The 26,998-nt window shown below is 38.6% G+C and carries 20 protein-coding genes; 14 read left to right on the top strand and 6 right to left on the bottom strand.

The genetic code is table 11. The annotated features are described in order from the left end of the window. Window positions 1-28 precede the first annotated feature (28 nt). Both NDQ75_RS14140 and NDQ75_RS14135 read right to left on the bottom strand, forming a co-directional pair. Window positions 29-793 carry a carboxypeptidase-like regulatory domain-containing protein gene (locus NDQ75_RS14140; RefSeq protein WP_202029243.1) on the bottom strand — a complete coding sequence of 255 codons (765 nt, stop codon included), beginning with the start codon at window positions 791-793 and terminating at the stop codon, window positions 29-31. A gap of 251 nt (window positions 794-1,044) precedes the next feature. Further along, window positions 1,045-2,808 carry a DEAD/DEAH box helicase gene (locus tag NDQ75_RS14135; RefSeq protein WP_202029242.1) on the bottom strand — a complete coding sequence of 588 codons (1,764 nt, stop codon included), beginning with the start codon at window positions 2,806-2,808 and terminating at the stop codon, window positions 1,045-1,047. Window positions 2,809-3,142: 334 nt separating this feature from the next. On the opposite strand from NDQ75_RS14135, the gene NDQ75_RS14130 reads away from it, so the two are divergent. Together NDQ75_RS14130 and NDQ75_RS14125 are read left to right on the top strand one after the other, a co-directional pair. Then, window positions 3,143-4,495: a pyridoxal-phosphate dependent enzyme gene (locus NDQ75_RS14130; RefSeq protein WP_202029241.1), complete on the top strand. Its 1,353-nt coding sequence runs from the start codon at window positions 3,143-3,145 to the stop codon at window positions 4,493-4,495. Window positions 4,496-4,517: 22 nt separating this feature from the next. After that, entirely contained in the window at window positions 4,518-5,603 is a 1,086-nt protein-coding gene (locus NDQ75_RS14125) for a Gfo/Idh/MocA family protein (RefSeq protein WP_202029240.1), read from the top strand. Between the two features lie 557 nt (window positions 5,604-6,160). Here NDQ75_RS14125 and NDQ75_RS14120 read toward each other — a convergent pair. Next, entirely contained in the window at window positions 6,161-6,805 is a 645-nt protein-coding gene (locus tag NDQ75_RS14120) for a hypothetical protein (RefSeq protein ID WP_202029239.1), read from the bottom strand. 450 nt (window positions 6,806-7,255) lie between these two features. On the opposite strand from NDQ75_RS14120, the gene NDQ75_RS14115 reads away from it, so the two are divergent. The 12 genes from NDQ75_RS14115 (at window position 7,256) to NDQ75_RS14060 (ending at window position 22,992) form a co-directional block, all read left to right on the top strand. After that, window positions 7,256-8,812, top strand: coding sequence for an arylsulfatase (locus tag NDQ75_RS14115; RefSeq protein ID WP_202029238.1), 1,557 nt, complete (start codon window positions 7,256-7,258; stop codon window positions 8,810-8,812). Between the two features lie 626 nt (window positions 8,813-9,438). Continuing rightward, window positions 9,439-10,947, top strand: a complete 1,509-nt coding sequence (locus tag NDQ75_RS14110; RefSeq protein WP_202029237.1) for an arylsulfatase — start codon at window positions 9,439-9,441, stop codon at window positions 10,945-10,947. Window positions 10,948-11,124: 177 nt separating this feature from the next. Continuing rightward, window positions 11,125-12,561, top strand: a complete 1,437-nt coding sequence (locus NDQ75_RS14105) for an arylsulfatase (RefSeq protein ID WP_202029236.1) — start codon at window positions 11,125-11,127, stop codon at window positions 12,559-12,561. A 2-nt stretch (window positions 12,562-12,563) separates the two neighbouring features. After that, complete coding sequence (locus tag NDQ75_RS14100; RefSeq protein ID WP_202029235.1) at window positions 12,564-13,265, top strand: hypothetical protein; 702 nt, start codon at window positions 12,564-12,566, stop codon at window positions 13,263-13,265. A gap of 11 nt (window positions 13,266-13,276) precedes the next feature. Continuing rightward, window positions 13,277-14,242, top strand: coding sequence for an AAA family ATPase (locus tag NDQ75_RS14095; protein ID WP_202029234.1), 966 nt, complete (start codon window positions 13,277-13,279; stop codon window positions 14,240-14,242). A gap of 168 nt (window positions 14,243-14,410) precedes the next feature. Beyond that, window positions 14,411-15,349: a DUF58 domain-containing protein gene (locus tag NDQ75_RS14090; RefSeq protein ID WP_202029233.1), complete on the top strand. Its 939-nt coding sequence runs from the start codon at window positions 14,411-14,413 to the stop codon at window positions 15,347-15,349. An 80-nt stretch (window positions 15,350-15,429) separates the two neighbouring features. Next, a complete protein-coding gene (locus tag NDQ75_RS14085; RefSeq protein ID WP_202029232.1) occupies window positions 15,430-15,924 on the top strand; it encodes a DUF4381 domain-containing protein in 495 nt (164 codons plus the stop codon). Then, window positions 15,914-16,921, top strand: a complete 1,008-nt coding sequence (locus NDQ75_RS14080; protein ID WP_202029231.1) for a VWA domain-containing protein — start codon at window positions 15,914-15,916, stop codon at window positions 16,919-16,921. Before NDQ75_RS14085 ends, NDQ75_RS14080 begins: the two co-directional genes overlap by 11 nt. After that, on the top strand, window positions 16,914-18,635 hold the full coding sequence (locus NDQ75_RS14075) for a vWA domain-containing protein (protein WP_202029230.1): 1,722 nt from the start codon (window positions 16,914-16,916) through the stop codon (window positions 18,633-18,635). The genes NDQ75_RS14080 and NDQ75_RS14075 overlap by 8 nt, the downstream gene beginning before the upstream one ends. After that, window positions 18,619-19,923, top strand: coding sequence for a BatD family protein (locus NDQ75_RS14070; RefSeq protein ID WP_202029229.1), 1,305 nt, complete (start codon window positions 18,619-18,621; stop codon window positions 19,921-19,923). The genes NDQ75_RS14075 and NDQ75_RS14070 overlap by 17 nt, the downstream gene beginning before the upstream one ends. A gap of 291 nt (window positions 19,924-20,214) precedes the next feature. After that, complete coding sequence (locus NDQ75_RS14065) at window positions 20,215-20,682, top strand: (2Fe-2S)-binding protein (RefSeq protein WP_202029228.1); 468 nt, start codon at window positions 20,215-20,217, stop codon at window positions 20,680-20,682. A gap of 21 nt (window positions 20,683-20,703) precedes the next feature. After that, window positions 20,704-22,992: a xanthine dehydrogenase family protein molybdopterin-binding subunit gene (locus NDQ75_RS14060; RefSeq protein WP_202029227.1), complete on the top strand. Its 2,289-nt coding sequence runs from the start codon at window positions 20,704-20,706 to the stop codon at window positions 22,990-22,992. 84 nt (window positions 22,993-23,076) lie between these two features. Here NDQ75_RS14060 and NDQ75_RS14055 read toward each other — a convergent pair whose 3' ends face one another. From NDQ75_RS14055 to NDQ75_RS14045, 3 genes are read right to left on the bottom strand one after another with little or no spacing between them, the layout of a single operon-like run. Next, window positions 23,077-23,919, bottom strand: coding sequence for a hypothetical protein (locus NDQ75_RS14055; RefSeq protein WP_202029226.1), 843 nt, complete (start codon window positions 23,917-23,919; stop codon window positions 23,077-23,079). Between the two features lie 40 nt (window positions 23,920-23,959). Beyond that, entirely contained in the window at window positions 23,960-24,790 is an 831-nt protein-coding gene (locus NDQ75_RS14050) for a DUF2490 domain-containing protein (RefSeq protein ID WP_202029225.1), read from the bottom strand. A gap of 1 nt (window position 24,791) precedes the next feature. Further along, window positions 24,792-26,744 (bottom strand): hypothetical protein, encoded by a 1,953-nt coding sequence (locus NDQ75_RS14045; protein ID WP_202029224.1) that lies wholly within the window; start codon window positions 26,742-26,744, stop codon window positions 24,792-24,794. Window positions 26,745-26,998: the final 254 nt, after the last annotated feature.

Here is a 26,998-nt window from a genome sequence, read left to right as displayed (position 1 = left end):
TGAAAATGTAATAACCAAGGGAATGTTTTTAATTCCCTCTATTCAATACTCGATATTCCTCATAACAATTGCTAATCGCATCCAGTATTTGTAGGTCATTGGCGGTTTCCATAAAACTATCGGAATAATTACAGTTTCGAAGCATGTCTTCGATATCTACTTTGTCCACTTGCAGCAGCGCCATGAGCGTTTCCCTGTCGTATTTTGTGGCCAATAAGCTTCGTATTTTATCATCCTCCTGCATTTTCCGAAGTTTTTTCATTTGCTGAGGTTTCTTTCCGAAGAGATTGTGCAACAAATCCGCTGGATTGAAAATAGAACCCATTACATTGGAAAAAGCACCGGGGTTTCTGCTACCTGCTTCATAACCAAAATTGAGTCCAGAAATGCTATAGCGTGCCGATTGATTGATAGGAATATTTTTGGCATCGATTTCCAAATACCCAGTTAGCTGAAACGGTTTTACAACCACCTCTTCCAGAGCGTATGCCAACTCCGTTAAGCCTATTTTCGTATTCTGAAATTTAAGCATATCGTTGGTTACCCGAACTTTTATTTCTTTAAAACCGATGTAGGAAAAATACAATGTGTCGTTTACGCGCGCAGGAATGGTGAATTCCCCATTTTGATCGGTAATGGTACCAATAACTTGATTTAAGTTAAGTACGTGCACATTATCGATGGGCGTTTCATCAGCAGTATTAAAAACAAGACCTTTAAGCTCATCTGAATTTTCTTGGGAAAAAGAAATTCCAAACGTCAAAAAAGTTATGATAAGTAAAATTTTTTTCATCACTTCAAACATACTAAAAAAGTAAGTTGATGTCTAAAAATGTGAGCGGTTAGTTTAGTTGTATCTATCGCCAAATTTAAAAAGGGTATCACTTATTTCTATAAATTAGCGATTTCATTTTTTTGATAGCACAGCCTAGTAGGTATCACAAAAGGAACGAATCTGTTCCAACATCATTACATATTCGCGGCTAAAAATAATAAACAAAAGAAAAAAATGCGCCAACAGGCGCATTTTTAATTTATTATTAACTAAAATCTTTTCTTAGACCTACGGTTACCACCGCCTCCGGATTTATTTCCTTTGCTTCCTTTTTTGCCAAAGCGTTTTTCACCAAATCCTTTAGAAGATTTATTGTCGCTTCTTCGGCCTCGTCTTCCTCCGCCGCCAGAACGACCTCCACGACCTCTGGAATTTTCTCTGGAATTTTTAGAAACTTCTACGTTAATAAAACGTCCGTCCATTTTAAATTCAGAGAATTTTGCTAAAACTGCTTCCGTATGGTCTGCATCGGTATTAAAGAAAGAGAAACTTTCTTTTACGTCTACTTTAAATAAATCGTCTTTGTCCAATTCCAATTGTTCGCGCAAAAAGTCTTTTAACGTCATCCAATCGTAACCGTCACGGGAACCAACGTTAATAAAGTAGCGTACATTTCCTTCCGAAGAAGTATCTTGTTCGCTCACTTTTCCAGAAACGTTAATATCTCCAGCCTTTTTGTAGTACTCTGCAAAACGGCCAAACTCAACAGAAACCATCTTTTTGATAAGTTCCTCACGGTCAATTCCGTCCAACACATCATTAATAGCGGGCAAATAGTTTTCTACCTCTTTATTAATTTCAGTATTTTTTATTTTGCTAGCCAAGTGATACAACTGAATTTCACAGATCTCTTCAGCGCTCGGAATCTTTTTAGATTCAAATTTTTGCTGGATGATACGCTCAATCGCTCCAATTTTGCGCAATTCGCTTTTGGTTACAATCACCATGGAAATACCCGATTTTCCAGCTCTACCAGTTCTACCACTACGGTGTGTGTAGGTTTCAATTTCATCTGGTAATTGATAGTTTATAACGTGTGTTACGTCATCTACATCAATTCCTCTTGCCGCCACATCGGTAGCTACCAACATTTGTATTTGTTGGCTTCTAAAAGCTTTCATCACCATGTCACGTTGATTCTGACTTAAATCTCCGTGCAAAGCACCTGCGTTATAACCGTCTTCAATAAGCTTTTCAGCAATTTTTTGGGTATCGCGTTTGGTTCTACAGAAAATCACCGAAAATATATCCGGATTGGTATCTGCCAAACGTTTTAAAGCTAGGTATCTGTCTCTTCCACCAACCACATAATACTCGTGTTGAACATTAGAAGTAGAGGCGTTTTTGGTCCCCACGGTAACTTCCGTTGGGTTCTTCATGAATTTTTTTGCAATGGTTGCTACTTCCTTTGGCATCGTCGCAGAAAATAACCAAGTGCTTTTATCTTTTGGAGAATGGGATAAGATTTCGTTTATATCTTCATAGAATCCCATGTTAAGCATTTCATCTGCTTCATCCAGTACGCAATATTCAATCTTAGAAATATCAACCATATTTCGGCTGATCATATCCTTCATACGTCCCGGTGTAGCCACCACGATTTGTGTTCCTCTTTTTACCTGTCTAGCCTGCTCTGTAATGCTGGCTCCACCGTAAATGGCGGTAACATGAAGCGATGGTAAATATTTTGAGTAAAGTTTTAATTCATTGGCAATTTGTAAACAAAGCTCCCTCGTTGGCGATAGAATAAGCCCTTGGGTAGTTTTACTGTTTACATCTATTTTCTGAATCATAGGAAACCCGAATGCAGCTGTTTTCCCTGTACCTGTCTGTGCCAAAGCTACCATGTCGGTGTCGTTGGCGAGTAGGACCGGAATAGCTTTCTCCTGTACTTCAGAAGGCGTTTCAAAGCCCATATCGCTTATGGCTTTTAGCAGCTGTTCGTTCAGTCCTAATTGTTCAAATTTGTTCATATATGTATTTAAAAATAAGGGCGCAAAGGTAATCTTAATAATTGACAATACATTGAATTAGGGTGTATTTCTTTTTTTGATGGAATGCTGAAAATGAGGTTTTTACATTCATTTCCAACGGAAGCAGCTCCGTTTGCCTTTAAATCATCATTAATAATGGATTTTTATTTGCTGAAATATGCGGATTTACTAAATCTTTAGACAAATTGTAATGGTACTTCACTGATTGTCTACATTGATACAACTTGAATTAATCGATAAACGCTTTTAATCAATTTTTAACTTCCAACTAAAACTACATTTCTTATCTTTAAAAACACTTGAAAAAACAGCTATGCAATACGCAAAAAATATATTGGAAACTATTGGGAATACACCTTTGGTTAAAATAAATAAAATCACAAAAGATATCGATGCCTTGGTCTTAGCTAAGGTAGAAACTTTCAATCCTGGCAACTCGGTGAAAGACCGAATGGCGGTTAAGATGGTTGATGATGCGGAAGCTGCCGGACTCATAAAACCTGGCGGAACCATTATTGAAGGAACCAGCGGAAACACAGGTATGGGGCTCGCTTTGGTGGCTATCAGTCGAGGTTATAAACTGGTTTGTGTGATAAGCGATAAACAATCCAAAGAGAAAATGGATGTACTTCGGGCAGTGGGCGCAGAAGTTGTTGTTTGCCCCACAAATGTGGCTCCAGATGACCCACGGTCGTATTACTCGGTGTCCAAACGCTTAGCAGAAGAAACACCTAATTCTTGGTATGTAAATCAATACGACAACCTTTCCAATGCCCAAGCGCATTACGAACAAACCGGACCTGAAATTTGGGAGCAAACGGAAGGAAAAATCACCCATTTCGTTGTAGGAGTTGGAACAGGCGGAACCATTAGTGGCGTTGGAAAATACTTAAAAGAAAAGAATCCAGATATTAAAATCTGGGGAGTCGATGCATACGGTTCTGTTTTTAAAAAATATCATGAGACAGGGATATTCGACGAAAACGAAATTTATAGTTACATCACGGAAGGAATCGGCGAAGACATTCTTCCTAAAAATGTAAATTTTGATGTTATCGACGGTTTTACGAAAGTCACCGATAAAGACGGAGCCGTTTTTACCCGAAGATTAGCGAAAGAGGAGGGGATTTTTGTTGGCTATTCGGCAGGTTCTGCTATAAAAGGTGTTCTTCAGCTAAAACAACATTTTAAACCTGATGATGTGGTGGTGGTTTTATTTCACGATTCTGGAAGTAGATACATCGGAAAAGTCTTTAATGATGATTGGATGCGCGACCGTGGTTTTCTGGAAAAGGATTTAAAACATGCAGGCGATTTAATTGCTTCGGAAGGAGAATTGATTACCGCTAAAACGGAAGAACTTTTGTCACACGCAATTGAACGAATGAAAAAATACAATATCTCCCAAATTCCTGTTGAAGATGCTTCCGGATTTGTTGGCTCTTTGGACGAATCAGCTTTGTTTAAAGCGTATTTAGACGATAAAAATATTGCAGACAAACCCATAAAAGATATCATGCAACCACCATTTCCCGTAGTCCAAAAAAATACCAGTATCGATGAACTTTCAAAATTGATCAATCGTGAAAATAAAGCGGTTTTAGTAAATTTGGGAGATCAGAAATATAAAATCATCACCAAGCACGATATTATTAGTGCGATTTAATTCAAAATTTAATCAACCAATCATGCAAAATAGAAGAACTTTTATAAAAAACTCAGGTTTATTATTAGCTGCGGGAGCACTTCCTTATCCTTCTTTTTTACTCCCGAAGCAAAAAGCAAAATTAGGCGTAGCATTAGTCGGTCTAGGCTATTACAGTACAGATGTACTTGCGCCGGCGTTGCAACTTACAGAGTATTGTGAACTAAAAGGAATTGTTACCGGTAGTCCGGAAAAAATCCCGGTTTGGCAAAAGAAGTATGGAATAAAGGATAGCAATGTTTACAATTATGAAAACATGCATGAAATGGCCAATAACGATGAAATTGATGTTGTTTATATTGTTCTTCCGCCAGCGCTGCATGCCAAATACAGTATTATTGGTGCTAATGCAGGTAAGCATGTTTGGTGTGAAAAACCAATGGAAGTAACCGCGAAAAAATGTAAGGACATCATCGATGCGTGTAACAAAAACAATGTTCGCTTGGCTATTGGTTACCGTATGCACCATGAACCAAATACCCAAACTTTAATAAAATGGGCAGACACCTTGCCTTACGGAAAAATCAACTTTGTGGCAGCGGAGGCTGGTTATTTTGACACCAGAAAAAATCATTGGAAGCAAGATAAGGAGCTCGGTGGGGGCGCCATGCTCGATATGGGCGTGTACCCTCTGAATGCGATTCGCTACAGCAAAGGGATGGAGCCTACCGCGGTAAAAGCTTTTCACACCACCAACCGACCGGAAATATATCACGAAGTTGATGAAACCACAGTCTTCGAACTTCAATTTGCAGATGGAAGCGCCGCTAAAGGTAAAACCAGTTTAGGTGAAAGGTACAATAACCTAGAGATTGCTTGTTCCAACGGAAGCTACTATTTAAAACCTTTTCAGCAATATAGCGGAGTTAAAGGCGCAACGAGCGATGGGATTATTTTGGAACCTTTTAAAGGAAATCAACAGGCAAAACAAATGGATGAAGATTCGGTAGCTATCATCAATGAATTACCAATGTTGGTGCCGGGTGAAGAAGGTTTAAGGGATATTGCCATCGTTGAAAAAATCTATGAATCTGCTGCAAAAGGCAGTGAATGGATATATTTAAAATAACTAAAGTTGTAGCCTATTGCATTTCTTCCGTAAGTTGTTGTTATGGGAAGAAATGAATTTTGAGACTTTATCAATATAAAGAAAATTTTCTTGTATCATTACAGGGGAAACAAAGGAAGGAAAGAGGTGAATAAATTATTATACCAAGTTAGTATTCAAATATTTATACTTGTTTTTCTATGTAAAATGAAAAATCTTTTGTAAATTTAAGGTCAATTATCAACGCCCCAAATTAGTTTATTATTAATTTCTAAATTATCAACATTATGGGGCAATCTTTACACAACGAATCTTCAATTCTTATTTACACGCTTAGAGCAGTCGTATTTTTTCTGGTGGCTGTACTTTGTTGGGTTTTTATCTCAACGGTATTTAGCTTTATTGGAATTATAGGATAAGCAATTACTTAATTTTAAAGTGAAATAAAGAATTTAGGGCGCCACCAGATTAGGAAGCGCCTTGAATTCTTTTTGTTTTAAGAAAAGAAAACAAGAAAGTGGTTTGAAAATTTTTCAAACCGCTTTCTTACTTGCTAAGCACACTATTATAAATTGATCCTATGCATCAACAATACGTCGGGAAGCGTGATAGCTTTTAAAGAATTTCGGATCTTTATTTTTAAATACAGTAACAATCTTATCCATTCTAGTATCCAACAATTGTTGTGTTTCCGCTAGCAATTCCTCAAGTGTACTCGTGGCTTCTATACTTCTAATTAGATACTGCCTTGGTTTGCCGTTTATGGCTAAAAAATTGTCAAAACTGTTTTTTAAGTCCGTAAGCAATGGCTCATTAACCAAATAATCACTTAGGTTTTCCAGATTGGCTTCCAGTAATTTTATTTGTTTGGGGATAGTAGAAATAAAATCTTCATTCCGCAAGCGGTACAAATCAGAAAAGGTTTTGGAAGCTTCATTAAATAAGTCCACATCGCCGTTAACATTTGCATAGGCTTCCAGGGCATCGTTTAAGATATCTGCCTTTTCTGCCACCAAACGCTTCAAAGCGATTTTGTCCCCACTCAAATAAATCTGTGCTTCTTTTTGGTTGGCTTCACTTTCCTCAATTTGTAATAAAAGCGCGTCGAATTGGTTTTTAGTTTCCACTAATATGGGCGCTTGAGATACAACGTCATTGTAATTGTTTAATAAAGTATGTACCGCCCGAAACATCTCTATCCTGTTAATTTGTTTTTTATTCATATCGACTAAGTATTAAAATGTTATTTAATATAGTAAAAAATCTAAATAAAAACTATTTAATACTTTTTTTGAAGTTTAATTAAGATTGGTTTGATGTTTTTTTCGATACTCTAATCAATAAATAGGTAATTACCATTAAGCAAATATCTAAATTGCTAAATGATAGACTATAGGCTTTGCAGAGGCTACAGATGTCATTGCACGACTTACAACAGGCATTGCAGAGGTTACAGATGTCATTGCACGACTTACAACAGGCATTGCAGGGGTTTTAGATGTCCTTGCACGACTTTCTTCAATTTCAGAGGAAACCGAAGTAAACTTTAGGGAAACAAACGAAAAATGAATTATAGTAACAATAAGGCTTGTCTTAATGTATTAAAAATCAGTATATTTAGTTGTATAACTTTCCCCCTTCCCACATTAATATTAATTTTAAAAGTACGTACTATGAGATTAAAGAATTGTTTTATTGCGTTAGCATTTCTTGCAGCGAGCATACTATTTGCGCAAGACAAACCAAACATTTTGGTTATCATGGGGGATGATATCGGTTATTGGAACTTAAGTTATAACAATCGTGGTATGATGGGTTATACCACTCCAAACATCGATAAGTTAGCAAGCCAGGGAGCTATTTTTACAGATTATTATGCAGAACAAAGCTGTACGGCTGGGAGAGCAGCGCTAATTACCGGCCAAATGCCTGTAAGAACAGGTATGACTAAAGTGGGAATACCAGGTTCTACACTAGGAATTCAACCAGAAGACCCCACTTTAGCAGAGCTGTTAAAGCCGCTAGGCTACGCTACTGGTCAATTTGGTAAAAATCACCTAGGAGATCTAGATGAATTTCTTCCAACAAATCATGGTTTCGATGAATTTTATGGTAATCTATATCATTTAAATGCAGAGGAGGCCCCAGAAAATCCTAATTATCCTAAAAGTCCCGAATTTCGAAAGAAATTCGGCCCAAGAGGAGTGATTCACAGTTTTGCAGATGGTAAAGTCGAAGATACTGGACCCCTTACAAAAAAAAGAATGGAAACTATCGATAAAGAATTCTTGGAGGCTGCGGAGAATTTCATTGATAAATCAACTAAAGATAAGAAGCCTTTTTTTGTTTGGTTTAATACCACACGTATGCACTACGTTACGCATGTTCCAGATGAATATGATGGTAAAACGGGTTTAAATGAATATGCCGATGGCATGGTACAACATGATGATCAAATTGGTTCAATCCTAAAAAAATTAGAAGATCTTGGTGTAGAGGACAATACGATTGTAATATACACCACAGACAATGGCCCACATTTCAATATGTGGCCAGATGGTGGTATTACTCCGTTTAGGGGAGAAAAAAACACCAACTGGGACGGAGGTTATCGCGTTCCTTGTATAATAAAGTGGCCAGGTAAAATTAAAGCTGGAAAAGTAGTAAATGAAATAGTGGCAGGCAACGATTGGGTTCCTACATTAATGGCCGCTGCTGGAAAGTCTAATATAAAACAAGAGCTATTAAATGGATATAAAGGAGTAAATAGAACGTATAATGTACATCTAGACGGGTACAACTTATTACCATTCTTAACTGATGAAAAGCAAGTAACGAAAAATCAATACGGGGCTACAAATTGGCCTAGAAGAGAATTTTATTATTGGAATGACGATGGTCAACTGGTGGCAATGCGTTATGATAGGTGGAAACTTGTATTTATGGAGCAGCAATCCTCTAAATTTGGTGTTTGGATGTATCCCTTTGTTCAATTACGCATACCATTGGTGTTTGATCTTAGAATGGATCCTTTTGAAAGGGCCCAACACAATGCGAATAGCTATTACGAATGGATGGAAGGTATCATACAGTTTGGCGGCGGGGCATCACAGGCAATTGCTGGAGAAATGATAAAAACATTTGAGAAGTATCCTCCAAGACAAAGACCCGCGTCCTTCAATTTAGATGAAGTAATGAAGGCACTTACCGCCGGTCAAGAGGGTAAATAGTTGGAATATTTGGTATAGCTTTTTGAATTTGGAAAACCTCTATCTTAAAGATATTCCTTCCCCTTTATCTACACCAGTATATCGTTATTAGAAAAAAACAATAATTATAAACCTAAAACATGTATTTAGTGCCTTTGTTATTTTATTTGCAACTAGTTTAGCCGCCCAAGACAAGCCAAACATTTTGATTATAGTGGGGGATGACATCATTTAGTTTAAACTTGTGCATACTACGAGGATTGGTTGGTACGAAGAATTTACGCCTTTGTGCCCTTACAAAAGCTAGTGGCAGACTTCATGGCTTCTTTTAAAGAGTTTCCTATACGCCAAGAGCCAGGAAGTTTTACACCAAAACAGTAGAGTTTTATACTTTTAAAATTCTAAATGCCTAAAGGTGAAATTTTATCTTTAGGCATTTTTTTCTTAAAAGGGTTTCATTATTAGGAAACAAAGGCTTCACAATCAAAATGTTTACCCACGACAAACGAGATAAGCGGGAAGTTATTAAAAAGAAATCTAAACGTTAATTTTAACAAAGTTTTTCTTAAAGTGGGAAAAATACCTATCTTTAATGAAAGATATCCCCCTATCTACAGCAGTTATCAATATTTTAAAAACATTTTATTATGAAAATGAAGCATTGCTTTAGCGCTTTGGCGCTTCTTGCTGCAAGTATCGTATTTGCACAAGACAAGCCCAACATTTTAGTTATTTGGGGGGACGATATCGGTTGGTTTAACGTTGGTTTCAATCATCGAGGGATGATGGGGTACGATACACCGAACATTGACAGAATTGCAAACGAAGGTGCCATCTTTACAGATTGGTACGCTCAACAGTCGTGTACTGCAGGTCGTGCGGCCTTTATTTTAGGGCAGCACCCTTTTAGAACAGGACTACTTACCATCGGTATGCCAGGAGCAAAGCAAGGGGTTAAAGATAATCAACCTACTATTGCCGAGGTATTAAAGCCTCATGGATACACTTCTGGACAGTTTGGTAAAAACCACTTAGGGGATCGTGATGAACACCTTCCTACGAATCATGGTTTTGACGAGTTCTTCGGAAACCTGTATCACTTGAATGCAGAAGAAGAGCCAGAATCGTATTACTATCCTGAAAGTGCTGAATTCCGTAAAAAATATGGACCTCGTGGAGTGTTGCATACCTATGCGGATGGGAAGATTGAAGATACGGGCCCTTTGACAAGAAAAAGAATGGAAACGGTAGACCAAGAATTTACCGATGCTGCCATCAAATTTATTGAAAAGGCACATGCAGACGGTAAACCGTTCTTTGTTTGGTTAAATTCAACCCGTATGCACGTTTGGACACACTTAAAAGAGGAAAGTGATGGCGTAACTGGAATCGGTCTATATGCAGATGGTATGGTAGAGCACGATAAATCTATTGGTCGTGTTTTAGACAAGTTGGAAGAATTAGGAATTATCGACAATACCATTATCATGTACTCTACAGATAATGGAGCGGAGAAATTTACTTGGCCTGATGGTGGTACTACTCCATTCGCTGGAGAAAAAGGAACTACTTGGGAAGGTGGATTTAGAGTTCCTACAGCCATTCGTTGGCCTGGGGTAATAGAGCCTGGAACTATTCATAATGAAATCTTTTCTCACGAGGATATGATGCCTACCTTGGCAGCTGCCGCAGGAGAATCAGACTTGGTTAATAAAATGCTTAATGGTTACAAAGCAAATGGTAAAACCTTTAACGTTCATTTAGATGGCTACAATATGATGCCCTTCTTAAAAGGAGATGTAAAAGAATCTCCTAGAAAGGAAATCTTTTATTTTGATGCCGCTGCTAACCTTAATGCAATCCGTTACCAAGATTTCAAGATTCATTTTGCAATTATGGAAGGAGCCATTAATGAAGCTTATAGAAAAGCACCGAGTTGGCCATTGGTTATCAATTTAAGAGCAGACCCACTAGAGGTTTCTCAAGATGCTTCTGGATATATTAAGTGGTATGCCGACAATATGTGGATGTTTGTTCCTGCACAGCAGTTGGCTACTGATTTCTTACAATCGTTCAAGAAATATCCGCCAGTACGTGGTTCTTCACTATCAATTGATAAAGTAGTAGAAGAAATGACTGCTTACCCTAGAAATTAAGAATACCAATATTATTCTTTTATAAGAATACTAAATTTGGAGTATGTGCCTAGCGTACATACTCCGAATTTATTTCACTTCACTTATTTTTATAAGTATTCCCCCTTATACCTTAAAAATATTAAATGCTGTTATTGAAATATCTCTCAATAGACAGTAAAATTCAACAATCCTGTTATGAAAAAAATTTGTGTTGATATAACGTGCTTACTGTTTGTAGCATGTTTTTTTCTTTCTAATTATTCATTTGCTCAAGAAAAGCCTAATGTGGTGATAATAGTGATGGATAACCTAGGTTGGGGAGAAATCGGAGCCTATGGAGGAGGAATTTTAAGAGGAGCCGAAACGCCACGTTTGGATACCTTGGCAAAAGAAGGAATGCAATTACTTAATTTTAATGTTGAGCCACAATGTACCCCGAGCCGGTCTGCTTTAATGACGGGCCGTCATCCAATACGTTCGGGAACTACAAAAGTAGTTTGGGGCTTGCCTTACGGTTTGGTAGGCTGGGAAAAAACCATGGCAGAACTTTTTTCAGATCAAGGGTATGCTACCGCGATGTATGGCAAATGGCACCTTGGAGATATGAAAGGCCGTTACCCAACCGATCAAGGTTTTGATGAATGGTACGGCATAGCCAACACAACAGATGAATCTCAATACACCTCGCAACCCGGTTACGACCCAAAAGTGGTATCCCCACCGCAAATTGTAGAGGCTACCAAAGGTGCAGCACCTAAAGATGTAAAAGAATACAACGTTTCTACACGCAGAACTATAGACGAGGAACTTACCAATAAATCCATAGATTTTATGCAAAGACAGGTACAAAAAGACAAGCCTTTCTTTTTATACCTGCCTTACACACTCGCACATTTACCCACCTTACCCAACCCTAAGTTCGAAGGGAAATCAGGTAATGGTACTTGGGGCGATGTATTAATGGAAATAGACCATAACACTGGTCGTATTTTAGATGCCATAGACGATTTAAAAGTACGTGAAAACACCATCGTAATTTGGATGAGTGAAAATGGTCCTGAAGAAGCACCCAATTGGTTTGGTACTGCTGGATATTGGAGAGGGTTTTATTTCACGGCGCTAGAAGGTTCTTTACGTACTCCTTTTCTTATTCGTTGGCCGGGTAAAATTCCAGAAGGAAAGAAAACAAATGCCATGGTACACATGACGGATGTACTGCCAAGCTTGGCAAAAGCAGCAGGCTACAAAGTACCTTCAGACAGAAAAATAGATGGGGTAGACCAAATGCCTTTATTTACGGGGGAAACACCCAATTCTGCTAGGGAAGGTTTTCCTGTTTATAATGGAGATGAGATGTTTGCTTACAAATGGCGTAATTTCAAAATTCATTATTACAACCAGCAAAGTATGTTCGATAAACCGGTTAAACATAACTTTCCTAGGGTACATGATTTAATTCGTGATCCAAAAGAACTATTTGGTGTCCACGGCGGAAACGAAGATACCGGAGCACAGAACCTTACTTGGGTTTTGCCAGCTATTACGCATGAGGTATTGGAGTTTCAGGCAACGCTACAAGAGGAGCCGCCAATAAAGCTTGGTACACCCGAACCTTATAAACCTAAAAAATAGAAATGATGAAATATACAATTCTTACCCTTTTTGCTCTGTGCATGTGCGTAAAATCAGCGTACTCGCAGGATGCCAATAATCCTATTGATCCGAGTCCGACTTTGGGAATTTGGAACCGTTTTTACAGTGATGAGCAATCCCGCTTGCAAATTTTAGGAAATATGACCTACGGAAAATGGTTCTATAGATTTACTGCTGAATACGAATTTAACTACGGAGATCAAAACCTCGAGTATTACGATTATGACGAAGAAAACCGAGGGGATAAAAACCATTTCAACAGTGCCAATTTTTTAGTTGCCCGATTGTTTCAGTCGGAAAACGGAAAACATCAATTTGGAGTTGGAGCCGTGGTGAGTTATTTTCACGAACAGCGATGGGCTGCTGGGGGTAACTTTGTTTCAGTAAGCAAACTTGGCACTTGGAAGGTAATTACGTTACTAACGCTACAGGGCGGGGATGATATTTTCAGTATGGAATTTCAACCTGGTATTTATCACGATTTTGATAATGGATGGTATTTTAGAGGACATCCAAGAATGCTTTTCAATTTTAGAACAGGCCAACATGAAGTTCCGCTTGGCGCCGGTATCGGAAAAATATTTGAACCTGGAGGTACCGTCTTCAATTTATTTTTTGAACCACAATACGACCTGGTTAATACACGCCCAATGCTTTATACAGGTGTGAAAATGCTCTTTTAAATACTAAAAATATGACTACACAAGAATCGATTCAAGAACTCAAAAACCGTATGTCGGCTTCCATAATTGGGCAGGACACCTTGGTAGAGCGACTTATTTTAGTGCTGCTCGCCAATGGAAATATGTTATTGGAAGGACTTCCCGGACTCGCAAAAACACGTGCCATAAAAACACTGGCAAAAGAACTAAATTGCGATTTAAGCCGAATACAGTTCACTCCTGATTTATTACCATCTGATATTACAGGAACAGAAATATATCAACCCGAGCTTAAAGAGAAATTTGTTTTCCAAGAGGGGCCTATCTTCAGTAACCTTATTCTAGCGGATGAGATTAACCGTGCGCCGGCTAAAGTACAATCGGCTTTGTTGGAGGCGATGGAAGAACGGCAGGTTTCCGTAGCTGGAAAAACCTATAAAATGGACCCGCTTTTTATGGTAATGGCTACTCAAAACCCCGTAGAGCAGGAGGGAACATATCCGTTGCCGGAAGCGCAAATGGACCGTTTTTTAATGCACGTAACAATTGATTATCCCGATGACGCTTCAGAATTAAAAATTATAAAGTTGAACCGTGAGGAACAAAAGAAAGTGGCTGCGGAAAAGCACGAACTGTTGGAACCACAAGTAATTTTTGATGCCCGTAAAGAAATCGCGGCAATAAAAATTTCCGAAGCCATGGAAAAATATATTGTAGATATTATTTCGGCAACCAGATATCCATCCAAATACAGCGAAGAACTCGATAAATGGTTAGATTACGGGGCGAGTCCGCGGGGCTCGATTGCTATTGATAGAAGTAGCCGCGTGCATGCTTGGATGGAAGGCAGGCAAGCTGTAACACCAGATGATATTCGTGCAGTGGTTCACGATTGTTTGCGCCATCGTCTTATTTTAAGTTACGAGGCCAACGCCGATGGTGTTTCGGCCAATAAAGTAATCGATGAAATTTTGAAGCAAGTGGCTGTGGTAGCATAATTAATTTTCAAATGAAAATCTATAGTGTTACAGTCACTCCGAGCAAAGCGCGGCAGTCTCCCATTAGGTCTTAATTATTTATAACTCCATTGTCAGGCTGAGCTTGTCGAAGCCCTTTAAGAACTTGAATTTGTTCCTATGAAAAGTATCGAAACATACCTCATATAAATGTCTAAAAACCAAACATATCCAGAAAACGTTTTTACTTCACTGGGCGAATTGCTTAAAAAGGAGCATTTGGCGCAACATTTTAGTTTGTTAGCGCGAAAGCAGAAAGTAAATAGTATTCTTGCGGGAAAACACGCTTCCAAATTGCGTGGACGTGGATTGGATTTTGAAGAGGTTCGTAATTATGTAAAGGGAGACGACATACGTAATATCGATTGGAAAGTTACGGCACGAACGCAAAAAACACATACGCGGGTATACACTGAGGAGAAAGAAAAACCTGTACTGATTGTAGTCGATCAGTCGTATTCCATGTTTTTTGGATCGGTTAATAAAACGAAATCCACTGTCGCGGCAGAATTGGCGGCCATAGCTGCCTTTCGGGTATTTAAAGAAGGCGATCGGGTAGGAGGTCTTGTCTTTTCTGATGACAGTTACGACGTGATTGCCCCCAAAAGAAGTCGAAAAAATATTATTCATATCCTTGAAAAGATTGTGGACCGCAACCACCAATTAAAAGACGCCAAACCAACCAATTTTGATGATACGTTAAAGAAGATTATTCAGCGGGTATTCAATATTGTTACACACGATTATTTAGTAGTAATCATAAGCGATTTTGTCCGGTATGATGCGAGTGTTATCAGGGCCATTGCAGGAATTTCCAGGCATAATGATGTTGTCCTAGCCAAAGTTTTTGATCCCATGGAGCGGGAAATACCTAATACTAAATTCGTAGCAGGGAATACCGAAAAGCAAATTACCGTGGATGGCAAAAACAACAAGATTCAGAAAGAGTTTCAGTCGGGTTTCGATACCAAGTTTGCTGAATTTGAAAATACAATGAAGAAATATCGAATTCCGGTTTTTAAGGTAGATACCGTTTCGCCGGTAGAGGATCAATTAAAAGAAGTTTTCGGAAGGGTTAATGCAAAATAAAAAAGTTATTTATAAATGGATGTCAGGCTGAGCTTGTCGAAGCCCATTTCAGATACTATAATTTTTTATGAAATGAATAAATGAAATACATTCAAAACATACAAGATACCATAGCCGCCAAAGACACGACAACGGTGCGGCCGGAAGATCTTCAGCTAAAACCACTCTACGAGCCAGCTGACGTTCCTTTTACCGTGGAAACTATTGGCTGGAAGTTGTTGGCTATTTTTTTGGTGCTATTGGGACTTACCATTTTGTATTTTGTTATTAAACACCATAAAAAGAATGCCTACCGTAGGGAAGCGCTAAAGGAACTGGAGCAAGTGCATTCCGTTTCAGAAATATTGGTGATTTTAAAAATAGCGGCTATGAAAGCTTTCGGAAGGGAACAAACAGGCGCTTTGTACGGAGAGAGCTGGATTACTTTTTTAGATGAGAAAGTAAAAACGCCTCTTTTCGCGCCACATAAAGAATCAATCGCCGCTGTGGTGTATCAGGAAAATGAACCTTCCGAAGAAACCAAAAGAAAAATAATTACGAACTCCAAAAAATGGATCAAGACACATGCCAGATAATTTTGAAATAGCATATCCGTGGGTTTTCTTCCTAATTCCATTACCGTTTTTGGTGTACTTTTTATGGCCGGCGCTGCGCATTAAAAGTGCTTCACTATTTTATCCGGTGTTTAACAATGCGGTTGAATATACACGGCAGAAACCCAAAAAATCGGCATTGATAAAGCGAAGAAATTTATTGGTGTGGATAGGTTTATTGTTATGTTGGATATTGCTTTTGGCAGCGCTTTCATCGCCTCAATTGGTGGGAGAACCTGAAATGAAAGTGAAAACATCACGGAATTTCTTGGTAAATGCAGATATCTCTTTTAGTATGGCACAACGGGATTGGGTAATTGACGGTAAGAAAGCGAGACGTTGGGATGCTGTAAAAGATGTAATGCACGATTTCATTGAGAAAAGACAGGGCGATAGAATGGGCCTCATTTTCTTTGCCTCCAGTGCGTATATTCAGGCGCCCTTTACACCCGATTTAGAGGTGGTAGATCAAATGTTGGAAGAGGCAGATGTGGGAATGGCCGGACAGCTTACGTATATTGGAAAAGCCATTACCAAAGGTGTGGAAATGTTTCAACGTGACACCATAGAAACCAAAGTGATGTTACTTCTCACCGACGGCGTAGATGCTGGGATAGATATTCTCCCCATGGACGCCGCCGATGTCGCCAAAAGGGATTCCGTAAGAATTTACACCATTGGAATTGGAGATCCGAGCAAAGCGGGGGTGGATCTGGATGAAAGAACTTTAAAAGAAATAGCCGAAGCTACGGGAGGGAAGTATTTTAATGCCAAGGATAAAAAAATGTTGGAAGAGATTTATGCCGAACTCGATACGTTGGAGCCGATAGAATATGAGGAAGAACAGAACAAACCACTTACATTACTGTATTACTATCCTTTGGGCGCCGCGTTGGCAGTGTTAATTTTTATGATGATTGTACAAACCATTGTAAACTTTATAAAACAGTTTAAACAAAAACGGGAGGTCTATGTATAAAGATTTGTTACCCATAGCATGGAACGATTTCCACTTTTTACGTCCGCAGTTTTTGTGGCTGCTGGTTCCCGTTTTGGTATTGTTGCTATTGAGTTTATTGAGCATGCGACAGGAGTTGAAATGGAAAAAAGTGATTGCACCCCATTTACGTCCGTATGTCATACAAAAAGGGAGCAATGCAGCAAAAATTTGGATGCATGTGATTTTACTATTGGCATTTATTTTTGGAACGGTTGCCTTGGCGGGACCTACTTGGAAGAAAATAGAGTTACCAGGACAAAAACTGGAAACGCCCATGGTGCTGTTATTGGATTTATCGCAGAGTATGATGGCAGAAGATATTCAGCCCAACCGTTTAGAGCGTGCAAAATTCAAAATAAAAGACCTTATAAAATACAATCCGCGGGCGCGCATGGCACTGGTGGGCTTTGCCGGAACAGCACATACCATAGTACCGCTTACCAAAGACTATGAAATCATTAATAGTCATATTGAAAATTTAAAACCTTCGGTAATGCCGTTTCCGGGATCGGATTTGGAGGCTGCTCTAACTTTGGGGGATTCGCTAACCCAAGTGACCAAAGCGCCGGGAACTTTGGTGCTTCTCTCTGATGATTTTTCAGAAAAAGAAAGGGTTATTTTAAATGAATATGTAAGAAACCACAAAAACCGTTTGATGATTCTTCCTATGAATACCCCAAGCGGTGCTGAGGTTAAAGATTTCCGCGGAAGAATAATAAAGGATAAAGACGGTGAGGCGATACGTTCGTATCTGGACCCGCAAATAATGGCAAGTTTAAATGCAATTGATAGTATTTCCGTACAATCACTTACGTTGGATGATAGTGATGTGGAAGTAATTGCGAAATCTATTGAGAAGAATTTAATTTTTACTGAAAAAGACCAGGAAAAGGAAAACGAATGGCGTGACCTTGGACTACTGGCCGTAATCCCAATGGCTTTTTTAATGCTCATTTGGTTCCGAAAAGGATGGGTGCTGTACGGCCTTTTATTTATTTTCTTTACCTCATGTTCTGGGGAAAGTTCTTTTGAAGATTTATGGTTTACACCCGATTATCAAGGGCAACGTTTGAGTGATAAAGGTGACTTTAAAGATGCTGCGGAAGCCTACTCAGACCCCATGAGAAAAGGAGTGGCTTATTTTAAAGCCGGGGAATATGAAGATGCTATCAATGCTTTTTCTGAAGATACTACCGCCATGGGTGAATACAATCTTGGATTGGCCTATTTTAAAAACGGCGATTATGAGGCGGCTTCATTCGCCTTTAATCAGGCGGTAGAGAAAGACCCGTCCTTGCAAATTGCTGCCCAAAACAGTAAAGAATTGAATAGAATGCTGCGTGGAACCGATAATTTTACGCCCCAAGCGGCCGAAGAGGATCCCGGGGAAGGCGGGAAACAGGCGCAGAACAAACAGAATAATAGTATGGAAGACTTGGGTGGAGGCGGACAAGAGGCTACCAAAAAGGATATGGAAAAAGAGCGTTTGGAGGAAGAGGTAGGAACCAACATCCGTAAAGGAAAAGAGCTTAATGAGGTTCCAGACGACATTCAATCGCAGATTCAACAGCCCAACCAAAATATACTCATGAGAAAAGTAAACGATGATCCGTCTCTTTTCCTTCAGAAGAAATTTAGGTACCAAGTAAAGAAATACAACATTAAACCCAATGGGAATGAGGAGAGCTGGTAAGTACATATCGTTTTTGGTATTGGTTTGCATACTGCTCTGTTCGCAATTTGGAGTAGCCCAAAGTGTATGGAGTACCGTGACGGCCAATAAAAAGAGTGTTTTCGTGGGAGAACCTGTTCAGGTAACGGTAACGGTTTACACCTCTACGTGGTTTACTAAAGGGTTGGATTTAGGGAATATCAAAGTGGAAGGTGCTTTTAGCACGTATTTTAGACCTGTAAGTACTTCTTTTCAGCGTGGTGGGCAAAATTATGCTGGAGTAAGACTCATTTATCATGTATTTCCTTTCAGTGATGACGATATAGAATTCCCAGCCTTGGATATTGAAGTAGAAACTCCGTCACCAGGTGGATACAAAGGCATAAAACGTACCGTGAAAAGTAAACCTGTAGCTATTACCGTTAAACCTATTCCAAATACATTTAAAGCTTCGGAATGGTTGGTGGCTTCAAGCTTATCAGTAAATGAAAATTGGTCGGGAAATATTTCCGAAGTAAAAGTAGGGGATGTGTTGGAGCGTACTATTACCCGAAACGCTGGGTGGACCGTGGCAGAATTAATTCCGCCAACGGTTTGGGACAGTGTGCCGAACGTGAGTATGTATCCCGGTAGGAGCGATGTAAACAATAGCAAGAGTAAAACCGCCATTAGCGCGCAAAGAACCGAAACCATTCGCTATCTTTTTGAAGAGGAGGGCGAAATTACCATTCCCGAAAAGGTGTACACTTGGTTTAATCCGTATTCTAAAAAACTGTTTAAGCGTACGCTGGCAGAGCGAACCATAACCGTAAAACCCAATCCCGATTTGGGGATGTTGGAAAGTGTGCGTGACTCTTTACGATTGCAACAACAACAGCAGGTAGCAGCCACAGAAGATGAAGAAAAAGAGTTAACTATTCTAGGACTATCACCAAAGGAGTTTGTGATAGCACTATTGTTGTGTTTGCTCGCGCTTATCATTGTTTTTAAAATGCTGAAGTGGCTGGTTCATTACTTTACGGAAAAGAGAAAAGCCTATTTAGCTTCCGAAAAGTATTATTTCAATCATTTGTTGTCGTCTTTATCTTCTAACGAGCACACTATTAAAAATAACTTTTATCGTTGGATTGATGAATTGGCGTTGGAAGAACCAAGCATTCAATTTCTGATAAATAAATATGGAAAAGGCTTACAAATTGATGCTGAAAACCTAAAAGCTACAGCAACCAAACCAAAGCTAAAAACCCTTCGGAAGAATTATTTAAAAAGAACTACGGAAGTCGCCCGAGTAGGATGGATAAATCCTTGATGGGATGTTTGAAGAGCGAAAAGTGAAAAGTGAAGAGTGAAAAATGAAGAAAGAGAGCCAAGAGCCAAAACCCAAGAGCAACTTTGTCTTTCAAGTATTCAGTTTTCAGTTGGCAGGGAAGACTTTGTTCCTCTAAGCCTTTGCCAATTTAAAATTTTTCGACTCATCAACTGATTTAGATTTAAATATTACTTTCTACAATCTATATTTCTTCAATTAAAAACCACTCTAAATTTGAGCTCTTTAACACTTGATTTTAAGTTATTTTAGTAACTTCAGAAAAAAATAATCATGGCAGCATTCAAAATCAACATTAACGGAAAAACCGAAACGGTAGATGTAGATCCGCAAACTCCTTTGCTTTGGGTGTTGCGGGATCATTTAAAATTGGTTGGGACTAAATACGGTTGTGGAATTGCGCAATGCGGCGCCTGTACCGTGCATTTAAATGGTTCGGCCGTTCGGTCTTGCCAACTGCCCATTTCTGCGGTGCAAGAAAATCAGGTAACAACAATAGAAGGATTGTCAGAAAACGGTGACCACCCCGTACAGCAGGCTTGGCTGGAGGTAGATGTTCCACAGTGCGGTTATTGCCAAGCGGGACAAATAATGACAGCAAGTGCATTACTGAAGGAAAATCCGAATCCCAATGATGAAGATATTGAAACAGCCATGAACGGTAATATCTGCCGTTGCGGAACTTATACGAGAATTAAAGCGGCTATTAAGACAGCTGCCTCCAAAACACAATCAGCCTAACCACAATAAAATCCGAAGAAAATGAAGACAATTAAAACAGGAATAGGAAGAAGATCTTTTATAAAGAGCGTTTCCCTTGCCGGAGGTGGATTGGTAATTGGGTTTAACTGGATGGCATGTAAACGTGCCGTGGAAGCTGAAAATAAAAATGTTGCCCTAGAAATGCCAGAGGAATGGTTTGAGCTGAATGGCTATTTGAAAGTTGGTGACAACGGAGTGGTGACTATATATTCGCCAAATCCAGAAATAGGACAAAATGTAAAAACATCCATGCCTATGATCGTGGCAGAAGAACTGGATGTAGATTGGAAAAATGTGGTGGTGGAACAGGCTCCGCTAAACACCGATGTTTTTTCACGCCAATTAGCGGGAGGGAGCCAATCCATACGTCAAGGTTGGGAAACTCTTCGAATGGCAGGAGCCACTGCCAGACAAATGTTGTTGATGGCCGCTGCGGATCAATTACAAGTTCCCATCGAAGAACTTTCCGTAGAAAAAGGAATTATTTCACATAAAAATAGTGATAAATCGATTGGCTTTGGCGAGGTTGCAGCCGCAGCTTCTAAATTGGAAGTTCCGGAAGAAGTTCAGTTGAAAGATAAAAAAGATTTTTCCATTATTGGTACATCCCGAAAAAATGTGGATGCCAAAAAAATCGTTACGGGAAAACCATTGTATGGATTAGATACCTACGAGGACGGAATGTTAATTGCCATGATTGTACAGCCGCCGGCATTTGGAAAGCGGTTAAAGTCTTTTGATGCTGAATCCATTAAAGACATGCCAGGTATTGTGGATGTGGTAGAATTGGAAACTTTTAAAGAAGATTATAAGCGAAGCGCTTTCGATATCGATGCTTTTGATAAGCTCGTCGTTGTAGTAGGAAAATCTACTTGGGAAGTGATGAATGCCAAAAAAGCATTAAAAGTGGAATGGGAGGAGTCTCCTGATATTATCCATGACATGGAAATCTTCGGAAGGGAAATGACGGTAAATCATCCTAAAGGACTGGAAAATACGGATGGGCACAAGAAAATGATGGAGCAAATTGCTTCCAAAGGAACAAAAATAGAAGTAGTTCGTGAAGATGGTAGTCCTAAAAAAGCTTTCAAGAATGCAGCTAAAACCGTTGAAAGGAGTTACTATGCGCCATTTTTGGCACACAACTGCATGGAACCCATGAACTTTTTTGCCGATGTAACCGACGAAAAAGCTACTTTAATAGGTCCTATTCAAACTCCAGAATTTATGGAGCGAAGTGTTTCTGAAAGATTAGGGATGCCTAAAGAGAAGATAGATATACAAATGACACGTATGGGCGGTGGTTTTGGCCGCAGATTGTACGGTCATTTTGTTACCGAGGCTGCTGCGCTATCTCAAAAGTTAAAAGCGCCGGTTAAATTGGTGTATACACGAGAAGATGACATGGCTTTCGGGACATATAGACCTTCTTATCATGTGCATTATAAAGCGGCATTAGACGAGAATAACAATTTGGTTGGATTTCATGTGCGAGCTGGAGGAATTCCTGAGAGTCCGCTTTTTTCCAACCGTTTTCCAGCCGGAGCGGTGGATAATTATTTAGCTGAAAGTTGGACTATCGATTCCAATATCACCACAGGTGCCTTTCGGGCGCCACGTTCTAATTTTATAGCAGGCGCTGAACAATCTTTTTTAGATGAAGTAGCAGAAGCCGCTGGTAAAGACCCGATAGATTTTAGATTGGACTTACTGAAAAAAGCCAAAGAAAACCCAGTGGGCGAAAAGAACGACTACGAACCGGAAAGATATGCAGGTGTATTGGAATTGGTGCGGAAGCGCTCTAATTGGGATACAGGGTCAACTGGTAAAAATAGAGGTGTAGCAGCTTATTATTGTCATAATTCCTACGTGGCGCATGTATTGGATTTATCATTAAAGAATGAAGGTGTTTCTATTGAAAATGTGTATTGCGCCATCGATTGTGGAATTGTAGTGAACCCTGATGCCGCTACTAATATGGCGGAAGGTGGTTCTATAGACGGAATTGGGTCTGCTATGTACGGCGAAATTTCTTTTGATAAAGGAGTTCCTCAACAGAATAACTTCGATAATTATCGTATGATACGCCATAGCGAAGCGCCTAAAAACATAGATGTAGCCTTTGTACAAAACGATACAGACCCTACCGGAATGGGAGAACCTCCTTTTCCGCCCGTAATGGGGGCGCTGGCAAATGCCTTGTATAAAGCAACTGGAAAACGTTTTTATAGTCAGCCTTTTATAAAAGAACTGAATGAATACAATGAGAATAAAGTTTTAAAGTCGTAGTTGAGGTAGTAGTATGTACCACTAGAATTACTACAGGGATTTACATAAGTACTGTTTATCAATTAAAAAAGGACAAATTCTAAATTAGGATTTGTCCTTTTTCACTAATTTGTCATCTTTCCAGATTCCTTTAGCATACACTTCTCCTTCAGCATTGTAGAAAGTACCTTGACCGTCACGAACATCTTCTTTCCACTCTCCAACGTACTTATCTCCATTGGGCCAGTAGTAAACTCCCATTCCAGAGCGCTCATCATTTTTGTATTCGCCTTCGTAGCGTTCGCCATCTATCCAATAAAAACTACCTTCTCCGTGGCGCATATTATCTTTCCATTCGCCTTCATATCTACTCCCAGTGTCTAAAATGGCAATACCAAAGCCGTTTGCTTTATGGTTTTCCACTTTTCCAACGTAAAATAGACGGTTTCCTTTTTTGCTTTTAAAAGTGAGATATTCCCCAAAGGATTTTTCCCGCAATTGTTTTTTAAGACGGGATAATTGTAATTTATTTTTTTCAAGGGCAAATGTGAGGGAATCGTATTTATTAAGGGATACAGATTCGCTTGAAGTAGCTTCGGAATCTTCAGCAGTATTAGAACTGTAGCTTCCATTCACTTGATTGACCCTTTTATGCATTTTTAAAAGGTTTTCCGCTATTTTTAATCGGGTATTTATTGCGTGATCATCATTTATGGTTTTTAGACTGTCCATAGAACGATATACTTTTTGCACATCGCTATAATTTCCAGAAGTCAATAACGAATCCGCCTTCAAAATAGGGTCATCTTCCAAAAATTGTCTGGTTGTATTTAGGGATTGCTGCGTTTCATTTAATTTCTTTTCCAGCGAAACATTTTTAATGAAACTAAATACGGCAAAAACAGCCAACACGATAAATGAAATATAGAACAGATACTTTTTTTTCACAAGTTTAAATTTTATAATTAATCAGCCTTCAGTATGGGTATTAATCCTCCGTGTGAATTGACGGTAATTTGTTTCTAACTTTTCTAAAATCTGGAGAGAAATACAAGTGAGTTCTTATGGTCCAACCTTGTTTATAAATCCCTCCGTTATCTAAATTCTGACCAAAATTATACATTATTCCTGCCGCTACGGTTAATCGAGGTGTTAAAATATAACCAAAAGAGGTGTGTAAACGTAAATCTTCTAAAGGGCTGTCTACCACTTCTTTACCGCTTTGCATGATAACCTCTGCTTCCGGACCGATATAAAAAGCTTTGGGCTCCAATTTAGGTCTGTTTACAGGAATTTTTACACGGAACATATATCTCCAACGAGTTCTGTAAATATAATCATCTCCCTCTTCGAAACCTTTAGACCAACGGTTTTCAATTCGTATTCTATGATAAAACATAAGTCGGGATACGGGCATGGCAAAACGATACTGTTGCCAAATACGCCATTCGGGAACCATTGTTTTACCATCTGAATCGGGGTCGGTATTGAAATTAAATCGAACAACACCACCAAGCGCTACATCGAACTTTTTGGAAACAATGTATCCAATGGCATGCCTGTTGTAAATCTGTCCAAGCTGTCCCACAAAAGGGGTATCTTCGGTTTCCTCGAATCTAAAGTGTGTTTGGGCTACCCAGAACATGCGTTTGGATATACGGATATTCCCATACGTATTAAGCCAATATTTGGTAATGGCAGGTTTAAATTCCGATTCTTCCGGTAGGACCTGAGGATCTTCTTGCGCGTTTGCCATGTAAGAAAAGCAACCACAAATAAGAAAAATGAGAAGGTTGAGGGTTTTGAGATTTTTCTGCATCTTACTTTTCAATTTCATTATCGTTTAAACCAAAGAGTTCAATTATTTCTTGTGGATTTTTTTCTTTTCTAAGTTTTCGCTCCAAACGGGATGTATCTTCTTCAAACAATTCAACCATCCGGTTATTTAGCCTTTCAAAAAAAGCTTCAATGGAATCCATGTTTGAACATTTTAAATCGGTTTGGATGTTTTTTAATTGATAAGGGATTAAAATGTTTTCGTATGCTTTTGTAATTTTCTTTTTTATATCTTCATTCATCACGGTGGCTGTGAACGGATTCCAAACGGGATCTTGGTATAATTCTTTGATTTCCTTCATTTGAACGGGAAGCTTGGAAATAGAGGTTGCAAATTCTTCTGTTCTAGAAAAACAATTCGTTAATTCCTTGGCATAGTCCAATTTTTCAGAATTTTCATCCATGGCAGAATATTCATTCAGTAAATTATCTGCAAAACCTTTCATGCTTTCCAAGGTGGTCTGGATTTCTTTTGGTTTACTCTTTTTGAGGGAGTCAATATGCTTTTTTAAGTGGTCTAGCTGGGCAATCAATTCTTTTTCCTGAACAAGAAAAGCTTCTTCCCGTTGTTGGCTGGTAATCTCCCCGATTAACTTCTCGTGGAGATACTCAAGATTGGCAAGCGTAAAATATGTAAGCTTTTCGATTTCTTGAAGGTTTACATCCTTTGGATTATAATTCGATGCATTTTTAGCCTGATACACCCGAGATTGATTGTTCTCTCTTTCAATTTCTATCTTCCCGCTCGGCAGTCCATTAGGCCATAATTTTTCTAGAAGTCTTTTAGGATTGAAATGAATAACTATATTTTCTTCGGAATAATTTTTTAATCGGGAAAGCGGGGACAGGTAATCCTTGGAAATTACTTCCGTAACACTATAATGAAACTTGGTGTTTTCATTGGATAGCTTTTGGATAGATAGCTGTGCATTGGTTAACAGCGCGTTGCTTAACTGTTCTGCCTTTTGGATGCTGTCAACAACATTTTTTAAAATGGCTGCATTGTTTTCATCCAGAGGATAAAAAGGCAGTTTAACTTGAAAATTAGGAAATGAAACGGAATCACCTAATTGATTCATAAATCCTTTTACTTTACCGTAAGTGTTCAGGTTTTTTTCCAATAATCCTCCTATGCCGTTTTTTACAATTTTATTTGTATCCGAAGAATTGTGAGTGAGTTCAACTACAGTAAGATAATTACGGTTTAAGGGGTATAATTTGTAGTTGTCATCCTTATTTTCAAAAACATTGATTTCTTTGGCAATGCCGTCTTTTTGGATAGAAATCTTAGTTAAAATTCCTTCCTTGAAAAACCAGTTTTCTACTTCTCCTAAATTTTCATTTTCAAAAAGAGTCCATTTGTCGTGAGCAACTCCATTTCTAAGCAATCTTCCCACCATAGCGTGAGAGTCAGATTCCATGGTAAAGCTTTTTTGCGGCACACCGTTTTGAAAGTTGATAGTGCTTTTAAATAAATTCTTAGCAACTTCAGAATTTTTAATACTATCTATGGTAATTATGAATTCACCTTTCGGGATGCCGTCATTGAAAGAACCTTTTACTTTTTTGAGTAATCCATTTACATTGATAACATAGCTGTAATCTACTAGTTTTGGCTGCTTGTCCCTAATATAATTTCCAAAGCTTAGCGTCCAATCCCCATTTGGCTGATTGTTGGAGAAGTCTCCTTCCACAGAAAAAGACTGGTAAACCGATTCTTCTAAAGATTGTATGCCTTTATCGTTAAATAGGAAAGGACCATCTAAAATGGTGTCGTTCGCCCTTAATTTATAGCTGAAGGTGGCATTACCTTTGAGCTTTCCAATTTGATAATCTCCATTAAACTCTTTTGTTTGCCCTTGAACTGAGCTAATGACAAAAGTGAATAGAAACAGAGCAATTAATTGATGGTAATTAAATGTATGTGATTTCATCATATGGTATAAAAATCTCGATGGCATTTATAAAAATAAAATCACCGCAATTGCATTTACAGTGATTAAAAAAATGTAGTGTAGGAAACGTTTAGTTGGTTGTTTAGCGATTCAAAGTTATTAAAATATCACAAAAACTGTTGTATCAAATTATATTAAAACTTCTTGAATGGTAATTAATACGTAATCATTAAAAATAAACAGAAATTCTTGTTAAAATGTAAACAAACGTTTTAATTCAATAAGCTTTTTTCTTC

Source organism: Galbibacter mesophilus, from assembly GCF_023721415.1.
In the GTDB taxonomy this organism is placed as follows: domain Bacteria; phylum Bacteroidota; class Bacteroidia; order Flavobacteriales; family Flavobacteriaceae; genus Galbibacter; species Galbibacter mesophilus.
The sequence above is the reverse complement of the archived record's forward strand: the minus strand, read 5'-3'. Positions and strand labels throughout refer to the sequence as shown.

Excerpts from the sequence above, each read along its gene's own strand:
- NDQ75_RS14140 (WP_202029243.1), bottom strand. The coding sequence starts at position 793 with ATGAAAAAAATTTTACTTATCATAACTTTTTTGACGTTTGGAATTTCT.
- NDQ75_RS14135 (WP_202029242.1), bottom strand. The coding sequence starts at position 2,808 with ATGAACAAATTTGAACAATTAGGACTGAACGAACAGCTGCTAAAAGCC.
- NDQ75_RS14085 (WP_202029232.1), top strand. The coding sequence starts at position 15,430 with ATGAAATACATTCAAAACATACAAGATACCATAGCCGCCAAAGACACG.
- NDQ75_RS14070 (WP_202029229.1), top strand. The coding sequence starts at position 18,619 with ATGAGGAGAGCTGGTAAGTACATATCGTTTTTGGTATTGGTTTGCATA.
- NDQ75_RS14120 (WP_202029239.1), bottom strand. The coding sequence starts at position 6,805 with ATGAATAAAAAACAAATTAACAGGATAGAGATGTTTCGGGCGGTACAT.
- NDQ75_RS14095 (WP_202029234.1), top strand. The coding sequence starts at position 13,277 with ATGACTACACAAGAATCGATTCAAGAACTCAAAAACCGTATGTCGGCT.
- NDQ75_RS14050 (WP_202029225.1), bottom strand. The coding sequence starts at position 24,790 with ATGCAGAAAAATCTCAAAACCCTCAACCTTCTCATTTTTCTTATTTGT.
- NDQ75_RS14125 (WP_202029240.1), top strand. The coding sequence starts at position 4,518 with ATGCAAAATAGAAGAACTTTTATAAAAAACTCAGGTTTATTATTAGCT.
- NDQ75_RS14130 (WP_202029241.1), top strand. The coding sequence starts at position 3,143 with ATGCAATACGCAAAAAATATATTGGAAACTATTGGGAATACACCTTTG.
- NDQ75_RS14060 (WP_202029227.1), top strand. The coding sequence starts at position 20,704 with ATGAAGACAATTAAAACAGGAATAGGAAGAAGATCTTTTATAAAGAGC.
- NDQ75_RS14100 (WP_202029235.1), top strand. The coding sequence starts at position 12,564 with ATGATGAAATATACAATTCTTACCCTTTTTGCTCTGTGCATGTGCGTA.
- NDQ75_RS14115 (WP_202029238.1), top strand. The coding sequence starts at position 7,256 with ATGAGATTAAAGAATTGTTTTATTGCGTTAGCATTTCTTGCAGCGAGC.
- NDQ75_RS14105 (WP_202029236.1), top strand. The coding sequence starts at position 11,125 with ATGAAAAAAATTTGTGTTGATATAACGTGCTTACTGTTTGTAGCATGT.
- NDQ75_RS14080 (WP_202029231.1), top strand. The coding sequence starts at position 15,914 with ATGCCAGATAATTTTGAAATAGCATATCCGTGGGTTTTCTTCCTAATT.
- NDQ75_RS14065 (WP_202029228.1), top strand. The coding sequence starts at position 20,215 with ATGGCAGCATTCAAAATCAACATTAACGGAAAAACCGAAACGGTAGAT.
- NDQ75_RS14045 (WP_202029224.1), bottom strand. The coding sequence starts at position 26,744 with ATGATGAAATCACATACATTTAATTACCATCAATTAATTGCTCTGTTT.
- NDQ75_RS14110 (WP_202029237.1), top strand. The coding sequence starts at position 9,439 with ATGAAAATGAAGCATTGCTTTAGCGCTTTGGCGCTTCTTGCTGCAAGT.
- NDQ75_RS14075 (WP_202029230.1), top strand. The coding sequence starts at position 16,914 with ATGTATAAAGATTTGTTACCCATAGCATGGAACGATTTCCACTTTTTA.
- NDQ75_RS14090 (WP_202029233.1), top strand. The coding sequence starts at position 14,411 with ATGTCTAAAAACCAAACATATCCAGAAAACGTTTTTACTTCACTGGGC.